This window comes from Yersinia sp. 2545 StPb PI (assembly GCF_052217125.1).
Lineage (GTDB): Bacteria > Pseudomonadota > Gammaproteobacteria > Enterobacterales > Enterobacteriaceae > Yersinia > Yersinia enterocolitica_E.
Window position 1 is genome coordinate 451042 of record NZ_JAZGPY010000001.1, and the last position, 19465, is coordinate 470506.

Sequence of the window (19465 nt, forward strand, 5' to 3'; positions counted from 1 at the left end):
GGTGAAGACCTGTGTTGCCGTGTGAGATAACGCTCCCCCTCTGGCCATGGTGGCGGGGGGATGCCCATACACCCTGAATAACGGAGTGGAGCAGTGAGATTTCCCTATCAACGTCTGGCCTACATGTTCGATGCATTGCAATCGGAAACGCTGCCTCAGGATGAGCTGGCGAAACGTTTTGCGGTTTCGACACGTACCGTGCGGGCAGATATTACGGCGTTGAATGAGATCCTTGAACATTATGGTGCGCACTTTATCCATAACCGTGGCTTTGGCTACCGATTAATGATCGATGATGCTGAACGCTTTCGTGCTCTACAGCAGCAAAACCGCAAAATGCACCTAACCCCGCGAACTGCCAATGAGCGAGTGCATTACCTGTTAATCCGTTTTCTGACCTCTGCTTTTTCATTGAAGCTGGAAGATTTAGCTGATGAATGGTTCGTTAGCCGTGGCACATTGCAAAATGATATGGCTGAGGTGAGAGAAAGGCTAAACCGATACCATCTGACGATTGAAACCAAGCCACGCTACGGCATGAAATTGTTTGGTGCCGAGTTGGCTGTCCGCACGTGTTTGACCGACCTTTTGTTTCAGCTACATCTGCAAGATGCTGATAACCCATTATTAAAAAATGAGTTTCTTAACATTCAGACTATCCCCGAATTAACGGGATTGCTGCATGAGCTATTGGCGCAATATGCGGTACGGCTAACTGATGAGGGTGAGCACTACCTTATTTTCTACTGTGCTGTGGCGATAAAACGCATCGCCGACGGTTATCCGTTATCAGATTTTGATGCCGAAGATGTGGATGAGGCGGTCAAACTCGCCTCCGGCCGTTTGGCAAATGAGTTGAAACTATTATCGGGCAAAGACATTTCGGCAGCAGAAGAAGCGTATTTGCGGGTCAATATTGCCGCCCGCCGAGTGCAAGTCAGTCAGCCTGGTACCAGTCGCCCCAGTGAAATCAACGCCGATGATGAAGAGACATTGGTGGATTACATCCTCTCTTATATCAACGCCCACTATAACTACAATTTGCAGGGCGATAAGCAGTTACGAATTGATTTACTCACCCATATCAAGACCATGATTACGCGGGTGAAGTATCAAATAACTATCCCTAATCCATTGTTATCCAATATTAAACAGCACTATCCGATGGCTTATGACGTAACACTGGCGGCGGTATCCAGTTGGGGCAAATATACGCCTTATAGCTTGAGTGAGAATGAGATAGGCTATCTGGTACTGCACATCGGTGTTGGGTTGGAACGCCATTACAATATTGGTTATCAACGTCACCCACAGGTGATGTTGGTGTGTGATACCGGTAACTCCACTACCCGAATGATTCAGGCACAGATTGCTCGTAAGTATCCGCAGATCGTGATGACACAAACCATTTCCCTGCGTGATTACGAAAATCTCGACCATATCGACGAAGATTTTATTATTTCTAATTCACGTCTGGCGGAAAAGAATAAGCCGGTGGTAGTAATGTCACCGTTTCCGACTGAATATCAGTTAGAACAACTGGGTAAGTTGGTGCTAGTGGATCGCACTCGCCCTTATATGTTGGAAAAGTTTTTCGACAGTAATCATTTTATGATTATCGACCAGCCGATGACACAAGAGCAGTTATTTAAAAAAGTGTGCAGTCAGTTGGAAGAGGAAGGGTTCGTTGATGCGGACTTTTACCCATCGGTGGTGGAGCGTGAGGCGATTGTCTCCACTATGCTGGGGGAGGGGATTGCACTGCCACACTCACTCGGCCTGTTAGCCAAAAAGACCGTGGTGGTTACCCTGTTGGCTCCCAATGGCATTGCCTGGGGTGATGGTGAGGTAGCCCATGTCATTTTCCTGTTAGCTATCAGTAAAACTGACTATGAAGAAGCGATGGCGATTTACGACTTGTTCGTTACTTTTGTGCGAGAGCGTTCAATGAGCCGTTTATTGAGCAGTCAGCATTTTGATAGCTTCAAGGCGATAGCGATTGATTGTTTGAGTCGAATTTGAGTTATGCCAAAGCAAATTTCTAGCGATGGAATAGAAAAGGCTATCCGTGAGTGGTAGACAGCCGTTGAAAAACCGAGGGGCGTTGGGGCGTATCAGCTATGTAGTGATACGGGTTCTGGTTTGTACAATTTAGTCAGATTTGAAATATCGATGCTCTCTTCTGCTTTCCCTAGATCGTAAGCCGCCTGGAGGCGGAGCCACATTGCCGGAGTGCTTCCCAGAACTGCCGTCAGTTTCACAGCCATTTCCGGTGAAACCGCGGAGTGACAGGAGACAAGCCGCTGCACCGTGGATGGCGCAACACTCACGCGGTTAATAATCAAATCACTGCCAGCCATATCTCCTCACAAACCACCCTTTCACTAACTGCGTTGTCACCATATAGCCGGTTAAGATCACCATCAGCCACGGGAAGTAAGAGAGTGGCAGCGCTTGCAATTGCAGGAATCCAGCCAGTGGAGAGAAGGTTAGCCCGATACCAATGACCACCACCGCCAGTGTCATTAGACATAGCGGCCAAGAGGCGCGGCTCTGGATGAAGGGAATTTTACGGGTACGGATCATATGCACAATTAAGGTCTGGGATAGCAGCCCTTCAACAAACCAACCGGATTGGAACAACGTCTGCATTTCTGGTGTATTGGCTTTAAATACCCACCACATCAGGCAAAAAGTCAGTACGTCAAAAATAGAACTTATCGGACCAAAGAACACCATAAATCGCCCCAAATCGCCGGCGTTCCAGCGTTGTGGCTTTGCCAGTTGCTCTTCATCAACGTTATCGAATGGAATAGCAATCTGCGAAATATCGTACAGCAGATTCTGGATTAACAGATGGAGTGGCAGCATGGGTAGGAAGGGCAAAAATGCGCTAGCAATCAGGACGCTGAAGACGTTACCAAAGTTAGAGCTGGCAGTCATCTTGATGTATTTCAGCATGTTGGCAAATGTGCGGCGGCCTTCAATTACCCCTTGCTCCAGCACCATCAGGCTCTTTTCCAACAAGATGATATCGGCGGCTTCTTTAGCAATATCTACTGCTGAATCCACCGAGATCCCAATATCAGCAGCACGCAGTGCCGGTGCATCATTGATGCCATCCCCCATAAAACCGACCACATGACCGGCATTACGCAGGTTCTGTACGATACGTTCTTTGTGTATTGGTGTCAGCTTGGCGAACACCGTGGTGGTGCGGGTGGCCTCCGTCAGTTGTGTCTCCGTCATCTGTTCGATATCACTGCCACGCAAGACATGCTCGACAGATAATCCAACATCTTTACATACCTTACGCGCAACTAACTCGTTGTCACCGGTAAGAATTTTAACGTTAACGCCATTGCGTTTTAGTGCCAGCAGCGCCGGCGCTGTGCTCTCTTTCGGCGGATCGAGAAAGGCGATATACCCTTCCAAGATCAGGTCATATTCATCAATAACAGCATAATCCCGCTGATAAGCTGGCATGATACGGGTGGCAACCGCCACCACTCGCAGTCCTTGCTGGTTCTGTTCATCGGTAATGCGGCGGATGCGTGCCAACAGCGCGTCGGTCAATGGGATAATTTCACTCCCTTGGCGGACATGACGGCAAATGGACAACATCTCTTCCAGCGCGCCTTTACAGATAAGTTCGTGATAATCCGCTTTATCGCTGACTACCACTGACATGCGACGGCGTTCAAAATCGAATGGGATTTCATCGATTTTGCGGTAACCCGCCAGCGTATCGGCTGCCCGAGATTCTGAGTCTTTTGACTCAACCATGGAAGATAACACCGCGACATCCAGCAGATTTTTCAATCCCGTTTGGTAATAACTGTTGAGCCAGGCGTAGTGCAGCACCCGCTCACAATTGGCCCCAAACACATCGGTGTGGCTTTCCAACACAATTTTATCTTGCGTCAGGGTGCCGGTCTTATCGGTACACAGAATATCCATCGCGCCAAAGTTCTGAATAGCATCTAAGCGCTTGACGATCACTTTCTGCCTGGACAGTTTCACCGCCCCTTTTGCCAACGTCGACGTGACGATCATCGGCAGCATTTCCGGGGTTAAACCCACAGCAACCGAGAGCGCGAACAGCGCGGCTTCCCACCAGTCACCTTTGGTAAAACCGTTTATCAACAACACGATAGGTGTCATGACTAACATAAAGCGAATCAGCAACCAACTGACTTTACTGATGCCACTCTGGAAGGCATTAGGTTGCTCATCCTGATGCGTTACACGCTCTGCCAGCAGACCGAAATAGGTTTGGTTACCGGTGCCCACCACGATAGCCAGTGCCGAACCGCTAACGACATTGGTGCCCATAAAGCACAGCGTGTCTCGTTCGAGTGGATTTTGTTCCTCACACTCACGGCATTGCGCCACTTTCTCAACCGGCAGTGACTCACCGGTTAAGGCGGCCTGACTGATAAACAGATCTTTGGCCACCAGAATACGTAAATCCGCCGGGATCATATCGCCCGCAGATAGTTTGATGATATCGCCAGGCACTAACTGAGAGATCGGTAGCTCGCGATGCTCGCTCTTGCCCGTATGGGCATCACTGCGCACCACGGTTGCGGTATTGCTGACCATGGCTTTTAAAGCATCCGCAGCGCGGTTAGAACGTGCTTCCTGAATAAAATGCATCAGGGTGGAAATTAACACCATGGCACCAATCACCAATGCGGCGGTGAGGTCTTCGGTGGCGTAGGAAATCAGAGCCAGAATGGTGAGCAGCAAGTTAAACGGGTTGCGATAGCAGTGCCATAAGTGGACCCACCAACTGGTAGCTTGCTGATTTTCAATGAGATTACTGCCATTTTGCAGGCGAATGGCTGCTGCTTCTTGTTCCGTTAACCCTTCGGGGTGGCTCTGAAAACGCAGATAAAGTTGTGGTGGCGTTTCATTCGCGCACTGCAAACGTTGTTGAGTCAGCGCTGCGGGCAAATCTTTTGTCGCACTTCCCTGCGGCAAGCCATCTAACATGGTTTCCCGGCGAATTAGGCGGCGAGGCAGGTTACGGCTCAACACATTGAGCAACTGCCGGGTGAAATTTTTAACTTGCATGGTTTGAGCCTTACTGTCATGTCACAAAGCCGTTTGTCGGACGGTCTTTATGTTGCGCCCACGGCAAATCTGCCGTAGAGAGAGCAAAAACATCATCAGCAGAAACTAACGCAAGGACGTGCGTAGTGACCGCTTATCAGATTGTTATCCGATAAAGCAGCCACCCTGAATGGGGAATTACCTTACCGGACACACCAAAAGGTGTAGGTCGAGGGAACAGGGTCCACTGGGTAATTAACCTCCGGTTTTATTTAAAGATTGTTAGCGGCTGTCTAACAGCTAAACAGACATTAAACCGCATCACTGTTCTCGCCACGCCAAAGACCACCCCGACGGTAAGATATGCCGTTAGGGCAGTAATATGCTGCGAGTCATTGGGATATCATGCGCTGAGTCTGATTCTGCGCATGCTAGACTTCCCACAACTTCGGTAATATAAATAATCAGTTTATTATATGTTTCCAAACCTAAACATTAGGTAAACCATGCAAAACCGTTTGACCATAAAGGACATTGCCCGCATGAGTGGAGTTGGAAAATCCACGGTTTCACGGGTATTGAATAACGAAGGTAGCGTCAGTCCACAAACTCGTGAACGAGTGGAAGCTGTCATCCGTCAGCAGGGATTTACCCCGTCCAAATCAGCCCGAGCCATGCGGGGGCAGAGTGATAAAGTTGTGGGTATTATTGTCTCGCGTCTGGATTCGCCATCTGAAAATCAGGCGGTGCGCACGATGCTGCCACTGTTCTATCAGCAAGGTTATGACCCTATCCTGATGGAGAGCCAGTTTGATCCTGAATTAGTCAGTGAACATTTACATGTGCTGCAACAGCGCCATGTAGATGGCGTCATTTTGTTTGGTTTCACTGGGTTAACCGCAGAAATGCTCTCGCCATGGCAGGAACGAATGGTGGTGTTGGCGCGCGAGTATGCGGGTTTTTCTTCCGTATGCTACGACGACGACGGGGCAGTGCGCTTGTTAATGGATAAATTACGTCACGCAGGGCATCGGCATATTAGCTATATTGGCGTGCAGCCGTCGGATGCCACTACCGGTATGCGTCGTCATCAATCTTATCTTGATTACAGCCAACAACATGGCCTGCTACCGACAGTTGCACTGGGTGAACTGAGTTATCAAAGTGGCTTCCAGCTCGCACCTCAGGTGATAAAACCCGATACCTCGGCGCTGGTGTGTGCCTCTGACACTATCGCTATGGGGGTGAGTAAGTATTTACAACAGCAGAGCCTGCAACACATTCAGGTCTGCGGCATTGGTAATACACCGCTGTTGCACTTTTTGTTCCCAAATACCCTGTCAGTCGAGCTGGGTTATGGCACCGCAGGAGTGAAAGCCGCCCAACAATTACTTGATCAACTTAATCATAGTCAATCAATTCAACAAATTATCATTCCTGGTCAACTGGCCTGATTCTTCTTTTCTCGACGTGATGCTATCTGAAATCCCACCCTGTGTGGTGGGAGTGCGTGATGGGCGAACCCATGGTTTACGGCCAATAACATCATAAAAAGTTGTCAAATTGTGATCTCTAACGCAAGTTGGGAACGTTCCCATTCCATAAAAATCAATACATAGCTAATCTTTAATGAGCTGTATATTTAACAGGCTATCGATGTATTTTTTCTTTAAGACTGACCCTACTGCTTTTATTAAGAAAAACGAATAAGTCGCACGTTATCTCACCTTTACGAAAGGTACGTTGAAATGAGCAAAGTAAAACAACAAGATATCGATCAATTGATCGTACTGGTGGGAGGCAGAGATAATATTGCCACCGTCAGCCACTGCATTACCCGGCTACGCTTTGTGTTGAATGACCCCTCTAAAGCTTCACCTAAAGAAATTGAAAATCTGTCGATGGTTAAAGGTTGCTTTACTAATGCCGGGCAATTTCAAGTGGTTATCGGGCCTGAAGTTGACGATTACTATCAAGCGCTGATTGCTAAAATTGGCCTGAATGAAGTGGATAAAGAGCAGACCAAACTGGCTGCACGGCAGAACATGACTTGGTTTGAACGTGGTATTTCTCACTTTGCCGAGATTTTCTTCCCGTTGCTGCCAGCGCTGATCAGCGGAGGCTTGATTCTTGGCTTCCGTAATGTGATTGGCGATATTCCGATGTCTGATGGCAAAACGCTGGCACAGATGTATCCGGCATGGAAAACCATTTACGACTTTCTCTGGTTGCTGGGCGAAGCCATCTTCTTCTACCTACCGGTGGCTATCTGCTGGTCGACAGTGAAGAAAATGGGGGGCACCCCAGTATTGGGGATTGTGTTGGGTATCACCTTGGTATCACCACAACTGATGAATTCCTACCTGCTGGGGCAACAGATCCCCGAAGTTTGGAACTTTGGCTGGTTTACCATTGAGAAAGTAGGTTATCAGGCACAGGTCATTCCATCAATTTTGGCGGGTTTGGCGCTGGGTTGGATTGAAACTAATCTGAAGAAAATCATTCCAGCCTATCTTTATTTGGTGGTGGTGCCGGTAGTTTCCCTGTTGCTGGCGGTATTCCTCGCCCATACGCTTATCGGGCCATTTGGTCGCATGATTGGTGATGGTGTGGCCTGGGGAGTGAAAGCTGTTATGACAGGCAGCTTCGCGCCGATTGGTGCCGCACTGTTTGGCTTCTTGTATGCGCCGCTAGTCATTACCGGCGTGCATCAGACCACGTTAGCCATTGATATGCAGATGATTCAGAGCATGGGCGGTACACCGGTATGGCCGCTGATTGCGCTGTCTAACATCGCACAGGCATCTGCGGTATTGGGCATTATTATCATTAGCCGCAAGATCAATGAGCGCGAAATATCGGTACCTGCGGCAATTTCAGCCTATCTGGGTGTCACAGAACCGGCAATGTACGGTATCAACCTCAAATATCGCTTCCCGATGTTGTGCGCCATGATTGGTTCTGCGTTGGCGGGCCTCATTTGTGGTCTGACTGGGGTGATGGCGAACGGTATTGGTGTCGGTGGCCTGCCTGGTATTTTATCCATCAAACCACAGTTCTGGGCGATTTATGCTGTGGCAATGTTAGTGGCGATCGTGGTGCCATTGGTGCTGACTATACTGGTTTACAAACGTAAAGAGAGTCGTGGCGAATTACCGGTCTAAATCGTATTCCTCCGCCAAAGGTTATCCTGTGGCGGAGCTGTTTCTTTAATTTTCTCTGTTTTTACTACGAATAAGAGTCTGCTATGAATAATCCTATCCCTTGGTGGCAAAACGGCGTCATTTATCAGATTTACCCGAAGAGTTTTCAGGATAGCACCGGTAATGGCTATGGTGACCTGGCTGGCGTGACGCAAAGGTTGGATTATCTGCACAAACTCGGCGTTGATGCCCTCTGGTTGACACCGGTTTATGTCTCGCCACAAGTGGATAACGGCTATGACGTTGCCGACTACTGTGCCATTGACCCTGCTTACGGCAGCTTAGATGATTTCAAAACTTTGGTTGCGGCTGCTCATCAGCGGGGTATTCGTATCGTAATGGATATGGTGTTCAATCATACCTCGACTGAACATGCCTGGTTTAAAGCATCAGCGGAGCGCAACAGCCCGTACCGTCAGTTCTATATTTGGCGTGATGGTGAGGGTGATAATTTACCGAATAACTGGCGCTCGAAATTTGGTGGTAATGCTTGGCAATGGCATGCTGAAAGCGGCCAATATTATCTGCACCTGTTCGCTACCGAGCAGGCGGATCTTAATTGGGAGCACCAGCCGGTACGTGATGAACTGAAGAAAGTGTGCGAGTTTTGGGCTGATATTGGTGTGGATGGTTTGCGCCTGGATGTAATTAATCTGGTATCCAAACAGCAAGACTTCCCGGATGATTTTGCGGGTGATGGCCGCCGTTTCTATACCGATGGCTCCCGTATCCACGAATTTTTACAAGAAATGAGCCGTGATGTGTTTCAACCGCGCGGCCTGATGACAGTTGGCGAGATGTCGTCCACCCGCCTTGAGCATTGCCAGCGTTATGCCGCATTGGGCGGGGATGAGCTGTCGATGACCTTTAATTTCCATCATCTAAAAGTGGATTATCTTAATGGGGCCAAATGGTCGCTAATGCCGCCGGATCGGGTGGAACTCAAACAGATATTTAACCAGTGGCAGCAGGGGATGCATAACCGTGCGTGGAACGCGTTGTTCTGGTGTAATCACGACCAGCCGCGCATTGTATCGCGCTTTGGTGACGAAGGTGCACTGCGCGTGCCAGCGGCCAAGATGCTGGCAATGGTGCTGCATGGTATGCAAGGTACGCCATATATCTACCAAGGCGAAGAGATTGGCATGACCAATCCTAATTTTACCTCGATTAATCAATACCGTGATGTCGAAAGTCTGAATATGTTTGCTGAGCTGAGTGCACAAGATCGCGATCCTGACGAGTTATTAGCGATTCTGGCAGCCAAATCTCGTGATAATAGTCGTACCCCGATGCAATGGGATCGCAGCCGTAATGCCGGTTTCAGTCAGGGAACCCCATGGATCGAACCCTGCAGTAACTATGCTGAAATTAATGTTGATAGCGCGCTGGCTGATGCTGACTCGGTGTTTTATGCCTATCAATATCTGATAGCCCTGCGTAAACAACATGATGTGTTCACTTTTGGTGACTATCGTGATCTCTGCCCGCAACATCCAGAGTTGTGGTGCTACTTGCGCCACTGGCAGGGTAAACAGTTGTTGGTGGTGGCTAACCTGAGCGGTGAACCGCAACAGTGGCAGCCAGAGGAGATTGCGCTGGACGGTAACTGGCAATTGTTGATGAGCAGCTACGGCGAAAGTGCTTTCCAGCCGCAGGAGATGGTGTTGCGGGCATATGAGGGGATTTATTGGGTGAGGGATTGATTTAGTTCAGATCAGTGGCTTCTCTCCTTGCTCGGCAGCTCAAATGGGCTTTTAACTTCAAAGGCCAATTCAAAACAAAACGCTATGGTTTTGATTCTGAATCTCTTTTGACGTTGAGCGCAATCAGGAATATTGCCGACGAGGATGGAGGCCGCAATGGTTAGGTGAACACTGAACGCATATCAACCGAAACCAGAGCCTATCCATCACCAAAACTAAATCACTCTCCCAGCTTTAGCGCGGGTAACTGCGCAAAAATACTCACTAGCCCCTCGCCCCAGCCCTTACGGATCATCATAAAGTAGGGGTGATCTTCGGTGATGCGATATTGCTGTTCGGTACTGAAACTATCGAGTGAATAGATCATCACGTCTAGCGGTAAACCGACGGATAAATTACTGCGCAAGGTTGAGTCCATCGAGATCAACGCGCACTGCATGGCCTGATCCAACGTGGTGTGGTAATTCAACACCCGATCAATAATCGGTTTGCCGTACTTACTTTCGCCAATTTGAAAATAGGGCGTGTCCTGCGTGGCTTCAATAAAGTTACCCTGCGGATAAATATGAAACAGCCGCAGTCCTTCACCTTTAATTTGCCCGCCTAACAACAGGTTACAGTTAAAATCGGTTCCGCCGCTGTTTTGCTGCGCACCGCTGTCTCGGTTAATCACCTCGCGCACCGTCTCGCCCAGAAGTGTTGCGGCCTCATACATCGAGCGCACATTCAGCAGGTTAGTTTGTTCCGGGTCCAGACAGCGGCGTTGCAGCAAACTGACAATACTCTGTGTGGTTGCCAGATTCCCCGCACTTTGCACCACCAGCGTTCGTTCACCCTCTTGCTGAAACAGGTGTAACTTGCGAAAAGTGGAAATATGATCCACCCCGGCATTGGTACGGGAGTCAGAGGCAAACACTAACCCGGATGACAGCCGCATGGCCACACAGTAGGTCATAACACATTATCCTTAGAGCCTATCTCACTAGAGCTATTTTATTTGCCAGCAACGCGCTTTATTGCGACATATCGCGTCGCGGGTTAGATAACATATGTACGGCTGCGATGGTCTGCATATCTTCAAAGCCACCACCACGGCGAATACCTCGCACCGGGCAGGCATCCAGATAATCAATGCCCACCGCCAGTTTTAAATGCTGGTTCGGTTGACAGGTATTATTGGTGACATCAAAGCTCTGCCAGTGTCCATTCAGCCACACTTCTGCCCATGCGTGGGTCGCGACATGACTGGAGGATTCTGTATAAAGATAGCCGCTCACATAGCGTGCCGGAATATTTAAACTTCGGCAACAGGCAAGAAAGACGTGGGTGTGATCCTGACAGACCCCTTGTTCGGCGGCAAAAGCTTGTGCCGCACTGTCCTGTACCGTGGTGGTACCGGGGCTATAGGGCATTTTTGCCAGCAATTCACCCATCATTTGCGTCAGGCAGTCTAATTGCGCATCGGCGTGGGTAGCACCCTGACAATAACCTGAAGCAAACTGGCGAATGGCGGCATCTGGCTGAGTCAATGGGCTGTGGCGAAGAAAGACCAGTGGAGAGAGGTGGTCGCCGCTGTCATCTTCTACATTGTCTGCAATCTCTACCACGCCCTGAGCTTGAATGGTGATGGCTTGATGAGGCTTATCCAGGGTGAGTACATGTAGCACATTACCAAAGGCATCCGTGGTACAAATGGCCTCTTCCGGTAAGGTCAGTTGCCAGGATAAAATGCGCTGGTGGGCTGAATCCTGTGGGGTCAGGCGCAGATACTGAGTGCTGTGTTGCACCTGTTGTGCATAGGTGTAATGGGTGCTGTGATCGACATTCAGTCTCATTGGACCTCCAGATAGGTTTGGCGGATGCTGTCAGCGATAGCGTTGATCTTGCCTAAAAAATCCATCAGATAGCTGTGTAATCCGTCGGCCATCACATCCGTAATGCTGCTAAATCGCAGCTCAGCAAGCAAAATATTGACCAGCCGCCGAGGTTGGTTGCTACGATTGCCACCAATCAACGCCAACTGCTGTTCCATATCGTTAATGCAAGCCAGCAGCGAACGCGGGATCTCATTGCGTAAAATCAGTAACTCAGCAATCGCCTCCCGACTCAGTTGCTGCTTATATAAACTGTGGTATGCCTCCCGAGCACTGACGGCGCGTAATAAGGTGTCCATCCGGTAGTATTCGCGTACCGGGTCATCGTCGCTATCCAGTAATTGGTTTTTCACATCCAATAGGCGCGCGGTGCTGTCAGCCCGTTCAATCAAGGTACCCAATCGAATAAAATACAGTGCATCACTGCGCAGCAAGGTGCCATATACCGCACCGCGAAATAGATGTGAGCGCTCCTTAACCCAATCAAAAAAGGCATCAATTCCGGTAGCGCTGATACCTTGGCGGCGTAGCTGTTTCATCTCAATCCAGGTGGCATTGATACTTTCCCAAACCTCGGACGATAAGCTGCCGCGTACTGCATGGGCATTGTTCCACGCCATCTGCAAACAACTAAAAATACTGCTGGGGTTGTTGCTGTCGAGCACGAAGAAATTCAACAGGTGGGTCATCGAGACCTGCGGATAGTGCTCGATAAACAGTGTCTGGGTGTTGCTCAGGCTGAGTGGCACCAGTAGATCAAAATTCACCCGATTGCTGGTTGGCATCATCGATAACCGGTTGGTGACATCCAGCACCCTGGTGATGTTTTCTGCCCGCTCCAGATAGCGGGCCATCCAATAAAGCTCACTGGCTGTTCGGCTTAGCATGCATCGTCCTCCAATACCCAGGTATCCTTGGTTCCGCCACCTTGCGAAGAGTTAACGACCAACGACCCTTCTGCCAGTGCGACTCGGGTTAAGCCCCCAGGCACTAAACGAATTTCTGCACCACACAGGGCAAAAGGACGTAAATCAATATGGCGCGGTGCAAGTCCGCTATTCACAAAGGTCGGGCAGGTAGAAAGGGCGAGGGTTTCTTGTGCGATGTAATTTTGTGGTCGCGCCAAGAGTAATTGGCGGAATTGGGCTATTTCAGCTTGTGTCGCCGCAGGGCCAATCAACATGCCATATCCCCCGGCGCCATGAACTTCTTTCACTACCATCTGATCCAGATTAGCTAATACATATGAAAGATCAGTGGGTTGACGGCATTGCCAGGTGGGAACATTCGCCAGAATAGGTTCTTCGGAAAGATAAAAACGAATCATTTCAGGGACATAAGGATAGATGGATTTATCATCGGCGACGCCAGTACCAATCGCATTAGCCAATACCACCCCACCTGCGCGATATACCGACAGTAGTCCGGGGACACCGAGCATGGAGTCAGGGCGGAAAGCCAGCGGATCGAGGAAGGCATCATCCACCCGCCGGTAGACAACATCGACTTTGCAGGGGCCTGCGGTAGTTCGCATAAATACTGCCCCTTCTTTGACAAATAAGTCAGCACTTTCAACCAGTTCAACCCCCATCTGTTGAGCCAAAAAACTGTGTTCAAAATAGGCACTGTTAAAGCGCCCCGGGGTTAGCACCACGACGGTGGGGTCGTTGACCGGTGTGCTTTCGCGCAGCGTTTGTAACAGGTGAGAAGGGTAGCGCTCAACAGGTGCGATGCGTTGTTGTGCAAACAACTCCGGGTAGAGCCGCATCATCATTTTACGGTTTTCCAGCATATACGAGACGCCGGACGGGGTACGCAGGTTATCTTCCAGCACGTAATAGAGACCATCGTTGTTGCGGACCATATCCACACCGATGATATGTGCATAAGTATCACGGTGCAGGTTAACCCCTTGCATACAGGGCTGATATTGGTCATTCGCCAGCACTTGTTCGGCCGGAATAATGCCCGCTTTCAGGATATGTTGTTCATGGTAAATATCATGTAAGAACGCATTCAACGCTTGTACGCGCTGGCGAATGCCGCGATCCAGCATTTGCCATTCGCTGGCGGGAATAATGCGTGGCACGCTATCGAACGGTATTAATCGCTCTGCGCCATCATCGTCACCATACACATTAAAGGTAATGCCTACCCGGTGAAATAGCAGTGCAGCTTCTTCACGCTTACGCGCAATGGTTAGCTGATCGGCCTGTTGTAACCATTGCCAATAGGCATCGTAATGGCCTCGGTGTTGGCCCTCAGCCAGTAACATTTCATCGAAAAATCGTGATACGGAAAGGTCGATGTTCAGCATTATCACCTCGCTAACAGAACAGGCTGTATTGGTGATCACGCATAAACTGTGCCAGCTCGTAAAACAGGCAAAATAAAGGGGATTAGAGCGATTTCAGCCCTATTAGGGTGCAATTAGTGAGTGTAGTGCATTATTACCGAGCAGAAAGTTGCCACATCATGATCATGATGATCTGCAATAGCGCATTGTGAAAGGCACAGAGAAAATATTAGCAGGATAACAATAAAAAACGGCTGGTAATCACCAGCCGTAGACGCAATGACATCAGAATTAACGACGTACCGCGATAGCTTCGATTTCGATCTTCACATCTTTTGGCAGACGCGCAACTTCAACACATGAACGCGCAGGGAATGGCGCATTGTGTTCAGTAAAGAAAGCTTCGTAAGTGGCATTAACGGTGGTGAAGTCATTCAGATCTTTCACAAATACAGTGGTTTTCACGATATCGGCAACTTTCAAACCCGCTGCTTCAACGATAGCTTTTACATTCTCCAGTGACTGACGCGTCTGTGCTGATACATCATCGGCGACCAAACCTGTTTTTGGATCAACAGGGATCTGGCCTGACGTGAGGATCATACTACCCAGATCGACACCTTGAACATAAGGGCCGATGGCGGCAGGGGCGAGCTCAGTGCTGATATTGCGTGACATGTTGACTCCTGGTTACGTAATGCGGAAGGAACCCGTCATCTTTCATGTTGCTGGTATATTGGCTGCGCTCATCGGGACTATAAGCCTCATCCTACGGGCCAGCGTTTGCCGCTTTCCTGCACCATGAAATCTATTGGGTTTAATTATTTCTATATTATAAAGATGGGGTGGGTTACGGCAACCCACGCGAATCAAATTTGCGATGTTGCATTGCTGCGAATATTGCCACTATTGTAAATATTAACGGGCAGCAATATTCGCTTAAGCCGAGCATTAATCCGCTTGCAGCACTACCTGGTGATCAAACTCTTTCTCGCAATATTTACATTTAAGGTGGATTTCACCTTGTTGCGCTTTTACTTTAAAGCTGGAGTCGACTGGCTCATTGTGGCTGATGCAGTTACTGTTTGGGCAAGTGAGAACGCCATCGATCTGCTCTGGCAGGCTTAGGGTCAGTTTCTTCACCACTTCGTAGTTATCGATGCGGTTAACGGTAGCATCCGGTGCATACATCGCCAGTTGGTTGGCTTGTTGCTCTGTCAGGAAGGTATTTTCTATTTTAATCAAATCCTTACGACCTGACCGTTTAGACGGTAGATTCAATCCAATAGTAATACGTTGATCAGTGGCGGTCAGTTTGAACAGCGACAACAATTTAAAGCCGATTTGTGCCGGAATATGGTCAATCACAGTGCCACATTTAATCGCTTCAACCTGTAGTTTGTAATCCTGAGTCATGTTCAATCCCCCTTAAAGAGCCAATTCTGCGTTTAAAACCAGTGCCAGCAGTGCCTGACGTGCGAAAATCCCGTTACCTGCCTGTTGGAAATAGTAGGCATAAGGGGTCTTATCGACATCGGTGGTTATTTCATCAATTCTTGGCAGCGGGTGTAGCACTTTGAGATTCTCTTTCGCGCCATTCAAATCAGCCGCCCGCAAGATAAACTGTGCTTTGACATTGGCATACTCTGACGGGTCAAGGCGCTCTTTTTGCACCCGGGTCATGTAGAGAATATCCAGTTCTGGCACCACTTCTTCAATGCTTTCGTGCAGGCTGTATTCGATACCTTTTTCTGCCAGCATTTGCAGAATATAAGCAGGCATTGCCAGAGCATCCGGCGCGATAAAGAAGAAGCGGTTGCCGGTGAATTTGGCTAGCGCCTGCGTGAGTGAGTGCACGGTACGGCCATATTTCAGGTCGCCGACCATGGCGATATTGATGTTATCCAGCCGGCCTTGGGTTTCCTGGATGGTGAACAGATCGAGCAGCGTTTGCGTCGGGTGCTGGTTTGCACCGTCACCGGCATTAACTACCGGTACATTCCCCGAGAACTGAGCGGCCAGACGGGCGGCCCCTTCTTGTGGGTGACGCATGACAATGGCATCCACATAGGTACTGATGACTGACATAGTATCTGCCAGTGTCTCGCCTTTTTTGCCAAGGGAGGTATTACTGCTATCAGAAAAACCGACCACTGAGGCACCTAAACGGTGTATGGAGGTTTCAAATGACAAACGAGTGCGGGTCGAGGCTTCGAAAAAGCAACTGGCGATCACTTTGTGTTTTAGCAACTCAGGTTGCGGACTACTTTTCAGGCTGGCGGCGGTACGCAGCACCAACTCCAGTTCGTCGCGACATAAATCGTTAATTGAGATGATATGTTTGTGATACAACGTGTTGGCCATTTTTCGCTCTCCTCTATGACCCGTTATACTTCCAGCTGCATGTGTGTTGGCTGCTTTCGCTCACCCCGGTGACTTACTTGTCGTTGACCTTAAAATAAATAAGCTCCTAGGGATTTACTCAATTGCCGCCTTCCTGCAACTCGAATTATTTAGGGTATATATTTTAATTGGTGATAATGCTTAATTCGGCACCGATCAGCAGACAAAAAAAAGCCCCTCAACGAGGGGCCTTACGGGATCGGTTTAGCAACGGGAGAAAGAACGGCAGTTGGCTGCCTGTTGGCAGGCAATTTTGTCGACCATCGAGAGGGTCATTTTCAACAAAACGCACTTGGCTTTCCATCATATCTCCCGGCAAATTGTGGCGAATTATACTCGCGTGTGGTTTCTCTGCAAGGGGTAAAAGCCGCATTTTTGCGATTAGCAAACGATTACTCATCAGGATTGGTTTCAATTATCTGATGATTAACGCCAATGGCCACCCTCTGGATGGCATTATCACCAGAGGGAATACAACCTGATTTTTTCGCCCGCTATTCAAGTGATTTGACTAGCTTGCCAGGTAAATTACCGAGGATGAAATCATTGATGATACTGTCAAAATCCTTATCGCTCTTAAAGCCTAATGCTTTGGCATAATGCGCTGCGAAATCCCCAGGCCAAGAGCTTACGATTTTCTCAATTAAGGGATCTTGCTGAATCTTAATGTGATCAGCGACAGCGTCACCTGCAATACGCCGCAATGCATCAATCATTTGCTGTACGGTAATAGATAGCCCAGGCAAATTAATCACCCGCCCACCCTTAAGTTGACTGGTATCCAATTGGTGACCATGGATAAGATTATTAATTGCCATCTTCGGCGATAGCAGCCATAACGGTGTTTGCAGGCTAACAGGGCAAACCACGTCAATACCTTGCAACGGCTCACGGATAATGCCGCTGGCAAAACTGGAGGCCGCGCGGTTTGGTTTTCCTGGGCGTACCACAATGGTTGGCATACGCAGGCTACGACCATCAACAAATCCCCGGCGGCTATAGTCTGCTAACAATAAATCGTTTAATGCTTTTTGCGTACCATAGGAACTCTGAGGCGACCATACCTGTTCATCCGGCACGACAGCCGGTAACTCACCGCCAAATACCGCTACTGAACTGGTGATAATCACTTTAGGGCAGTGTCCAAGCTGACGAGCGCGCTCGAGTAAACTGCGGGTAGCATCAAAATTGATCCGCATACCCAAATCAAAATCTTCTTCTGCCTGACTGGAGACAATCGCTGCCAGGTGGAAAACGGTGTCAACGTGTTGATTAAAAACGCTGGCAAGCCAGTGCGGATCAGCGATATCACCGCAAAAAACCTGTACCCGTTCATCTGTAATCGCCTCCAGAGGCACCACATCACAGGCTATAATTTTACTGATCCGACGCTGCTGACCTTGCTGGTCGGTTAGATAATCCTGTGTCAGTAAATGTTCAATCAACCGACGACCAAGAAAGCCCGCAGCTCCTGTTACCATTATGTTCATCGTCTTATCCTTTATCTGCATTGTTAGCGGTTTACTGTCTTGGCCGGGACTAAAAATACGAGCGCCGCACCAATAAATAGCATGGTGGAAATAATCAGCATTCCGGTAGTGGTGCTTTGGGTCAGGTCTTTCAGGTAGCCCATCATATAAGGTGCGACAAAGCCTGCCAGGTTGCCCCAGGAGTTAATCAGAGCGATGCCGGCTGCGGCTGCGGTTCCACCGAGGAACGCAGTTGGCAGGCTCCAAAATAGTGGCAAGGTACTCAATGCCCCCATGGCACCCAGAGTTAAGCCCATCATGGCAATAACGATGTTGTCACTGAAACTGGCGGAAATAATCATCCCGATCCCGCCCAATGTCGCGGTTAAAGCCAGATGCCAGCGCCGTTCGCGCAAACGGTCAGCACTACGTGATACTACGATCATGGTCAGAGCGGCGGCACCGTAAGGAATGGCACTTAACAAACCAATGCTCAGTACGTCTTTTACCCCACTCTCTTTGATCAGTGTCGGTAACCAGAAGCCGATAGTGTAGAAACCTGCAATCAGGCAGAAATAGATAAGCGTGAGCAACCAGACTCGGGGTTGCAGGAAAATCTCTTTCAGGCTGCTGTGGACATGATGTTGTGTGTCGTTATCAATGTTGGTCTGTAAGATCTTTTTCTCTTCGTCGGTTAGCCATTTGGCATGACTGATACGGTCAGTCAGTTTAAAAATCACCAAAATACCGATTAAAACGGATGGGATACCTTCCAGGATAAACATCCATTGCCAACCCGCAAAGCCATGGAATCCATTAAATGCGCCCATGATCCAACCCGATAACGGTGCGCCTATCACGCCGGATAATGGAACGGCGGTGGCGAATAAGGCGTACATGCGGCCACGGCGGTTAGTTGGGAACCAATAAGAAAGATAAAGAATGACGCCGGGATAGAATCCAGCCTCTGCAATTCCCAGCAAGCAACGCATTACGTAAAATGACATCGGTGTGGTGACAAAAGCCATCCCTGCCGAGATGATGCCCCAGGTGATCATAATGCGCGCAATCCACAACCGTGCCCCTACGCGGTGCAGCATCAGGTTACTGGGGATTTCCAGAAAGAAGTAGGCAATAAAAAAGATCCCGGCGCCGAATCCATACACCGCCTCTGAAAATTGTAAGTCATCCGCCATCTGCAATTTGGCGAAGCCAACGTTAACCCGATCTAAATAAGCGACGACATAGCACAGCATCAGTAAGGGTAAAATATGCCACGCAGCCTTGCGATAGGCATGGTTCTCCGCGGGGACCACGTTAGGTATCACTAATTGTTCAGTGGGTGATTCAGACATGATGGAGCCTCTTATTTTAGTTATTTGCAGGGGAACAAGGTTCAGCGAAAATCCGTTTGGTTATCGCGCTGGCGTTGTACAGAAATAGAGGATGTTAATTT

The 19465-nt window shown here is 49.0% G+C and carries 16 protein-coding genes; 4 read left to right on the forward strand and 12 right to left on the reverse strand.

The window, feature by feature from the left end; all coding sequences use genetic code 11:
- The first annotated feature begins 93 nt into the window (after nucleotides 1–93).
- Complete coding sequence (locus tag V1955_RS01945; protein WP_372569701.1) at nucleotides 94–2022, forward strand: BglG family transcription antiterminator; 1929 nt, start codon at nucleotides 94–96, stop codon at nucleotides 2020–2022.
- A 92-nt stretch (nucleotides 2023–2114) separates the two neighbouring features.
- On the opposite strand, the gene V1955_RS01950 is transcribed toward V1955_RS01945, so the two are convergent.
- Both V1955_RS01950 and mgtA read right to left on the reverse strand, forming a co-directional pair.
- Nucleotides 2115–2360 carry a HigA family addiction module antitoxin gene (locus V1955_RS01950; protein WP_372569700.1) on the reverse strand — a complete coding sequence of 82 codons (246 nt, stop codon included), beginning with the start codon at nucleotides 2358–2360 and terminating at the stop codon, nucleotides 2115–2117.
- Complete coding sequence (gene mgtA / locus V1955_RS01955; protein WP_420072716.1) at nucleotides 2347–5079, reverse strand: magnesium-translocating P-type ATPase; 2733 nt, start codon at nucleotides 5077–5079, stop codon at nucleotides 2347–2349. Before mgtA ends, V1955_RS01950 begins: the two co-directional genes overlap by 14 nt.
- A 485-nt stretch (nucleotides 5080–5564) precedes the next feature.
- On the opposite strand from mgtA, the gene treR reads away from it, so the two are divergent.
- The 3 genes from treR (at nucleotide 5565) to treC (ending at nucleotide 9967) form a co-directional block, all read left to right on the forward strand.
- A complete protein-coding gene (treR, locus tag V1955_RS01960) occupies nucleotides 5565–6512 on the forward strand; it encodes a trehalose operon repressor TreR (RefSeq protein WP_083162240.1) in 948 nt (315 codons plus the stop codon).
- 294 nt (nucleotides 6513–6806) lie between these two features.
- Nucleotides 6807–8222 carry a PTS trehalose transporter subunit IIBC gene (gene treB, locus V1955_RS01965; protein ID WP_083162242.1) on the forward strand — a complete coding sequence of 472 codons (1416 nt, stop codon included), beginning with the start codon at nucleotides 6807–6809 and terminating at the stop codon, nucleotides 8220–8222.
- 83 nt (nucleotides 8223–8305) lie between these two features.
- On the forward strand, nucleotides 8306–9967 hold the full coding sequence (gene treC, locus V1955_RS01970) for an alpha,alpha-phosphotrehalase (RefSeq protein ID WP_442820458.1): 1662 nt from the start codon (nucleotides 8306–8308) through the stop codon (nucleotides 9965–9967).
- Nucleotides 9968–10187: 220 nt separating this feature from the next.
- Here treC and V1955_RS01975 read toward each other — a convergent pair whose 3' ends face one another.
- From V1955_RS01975 to V1955_RS02020, 10 genes are all read right to left on the reverse strand, one after another.
- Nucleotides 10188–10922 carry a proteasome-type protease gene (locus tag V1955_RS01975; RefSeq protein WP_083162246.1) on the reverse strand — a complete coding sequence of 245 codons (735 nt, stop codon included), beginning with the start codon at nucleotides 10920–10922 and terminating at the stop codon, nucleotides 10188–10190.
- A 58-nt stretch (nucleotides 10923–10980) separates the two neighbouring features.
- Complete coding sequence (locus tag V1955_RS01980; RefSeq protein ID WP_372560426.1) at nucleotides 10981–11802, reverse strand: transglutaminase family protein; 822 nt, start codon at nucleotides 11800–11802, stop codon at nucleotides 10981–10983.
- The gene (locus tag V1955_RS01985; RefSeq protein ID WP_083162250.1) at nucleotides 11799–12728 is read right to left on the reverse strand and encodes an alpha-E domain-containing protein; all 930 of its coding nucleotides are present in this window, start codon (nucleotides 12726–12728) and stop codon (nucleotides 11799–11801) included. The genes V1955_RS01980 and V1955_RS01985 overlap by 4 nt, the downstream gene beginning before the upstream one ends.
- On the reverse strand, nucleotides 12722–14158 hold the full coding sequence (locus tag V1955_RS01990; RefSeq protein ID WP_442820459.1) for a circularly permuted type 2 ATP-grasp protein: 1437 nt from the start codon (nucleotides 14156–14158) through the stop codon (nucleotides 12722–12724). The genes V1955_RS01985 and V1955_RS01990 overlap by 7 nt, the downstream gene beginning before the upstream one ends.
- 270 nt (nucleotides 14159–14428) lie before the next feature.
- Nucleotides 14429–14815, reverse strand: coding sequence for a 2-iminobutanoate/2-iminopropanoate deaminase (gene ridA / locus V1955_RS01995; RefSeq protein WP_083162254.1), 387 nt, complete (start codon nucleotides 14813–14815; stop codon nucleotides 14429–14431).
- 273 nt (nucleotides 14816–15088) lie between these two features.
- Nucleotides 15089–15553, reverse strand: coding sequence for an aspartate carbamoyltransferase regulatory subunit (pyrI, locus tag V1955_RS02000; RefSeq protein WP_083162256.1), 465 nt, complete (start codon nucleotides 15551–15553; stop codon nucleotides 15089–15091).
- A gap of 12 nt (nucleotides 15554–15565) precedes the next feature.
- Nucleotides 15566–16501, reverse strand: a complete 936-nt coding sequence (gene pyrB, locus V1955_RS02005; protein WP_083162258.1) for an aspartate carbamoyltransferase — start codon at nucleotides 16499–16501, stop codon at nucleotides 15566–15568.
- A 217-nt stretch (nucleotides 16502–16718) separates the two neighbouring features.
- Entirely contained in the window at nucleotides 16719–16847 is a 129-nt protein-coding gene (locus V1955_RS02010) for a hypothetical protein (RefSeq protein WP_420071122.1), read from the reverse strand.
- 187 nt (nucleotides 16848–17034) lie between these two features.
- On the reverse strand, nucleotides 17035–18030 hold the full coding sequence (gene denD / locus V1955_RS02015; RefSeq protein ID WP_083162260.1) for a D-erythronate dehydrogenase: 996 nt from the start codon (nucleotides 18028–18030) through the stop codon (nucleotides 17035–17037).
- A 23-nt stretch (nucleotides 18031–18053) separates the two neighbouring features.
- Nucleotides 18054–19364 carry an MFS transporter gene (locus tag V1955_RS02020; protein WP_083162262.1) on the reverse strand — a complete coding sequence of 437 codons (1311 nt, stop codon included), beginning with the start codon at nucleotides 19362–19364 and terminating at the stop codon, nucleotides 18054–18056.
- Between the last annotated feature and the right edge of the window lie 101 nt (nucleotides 19365–19465).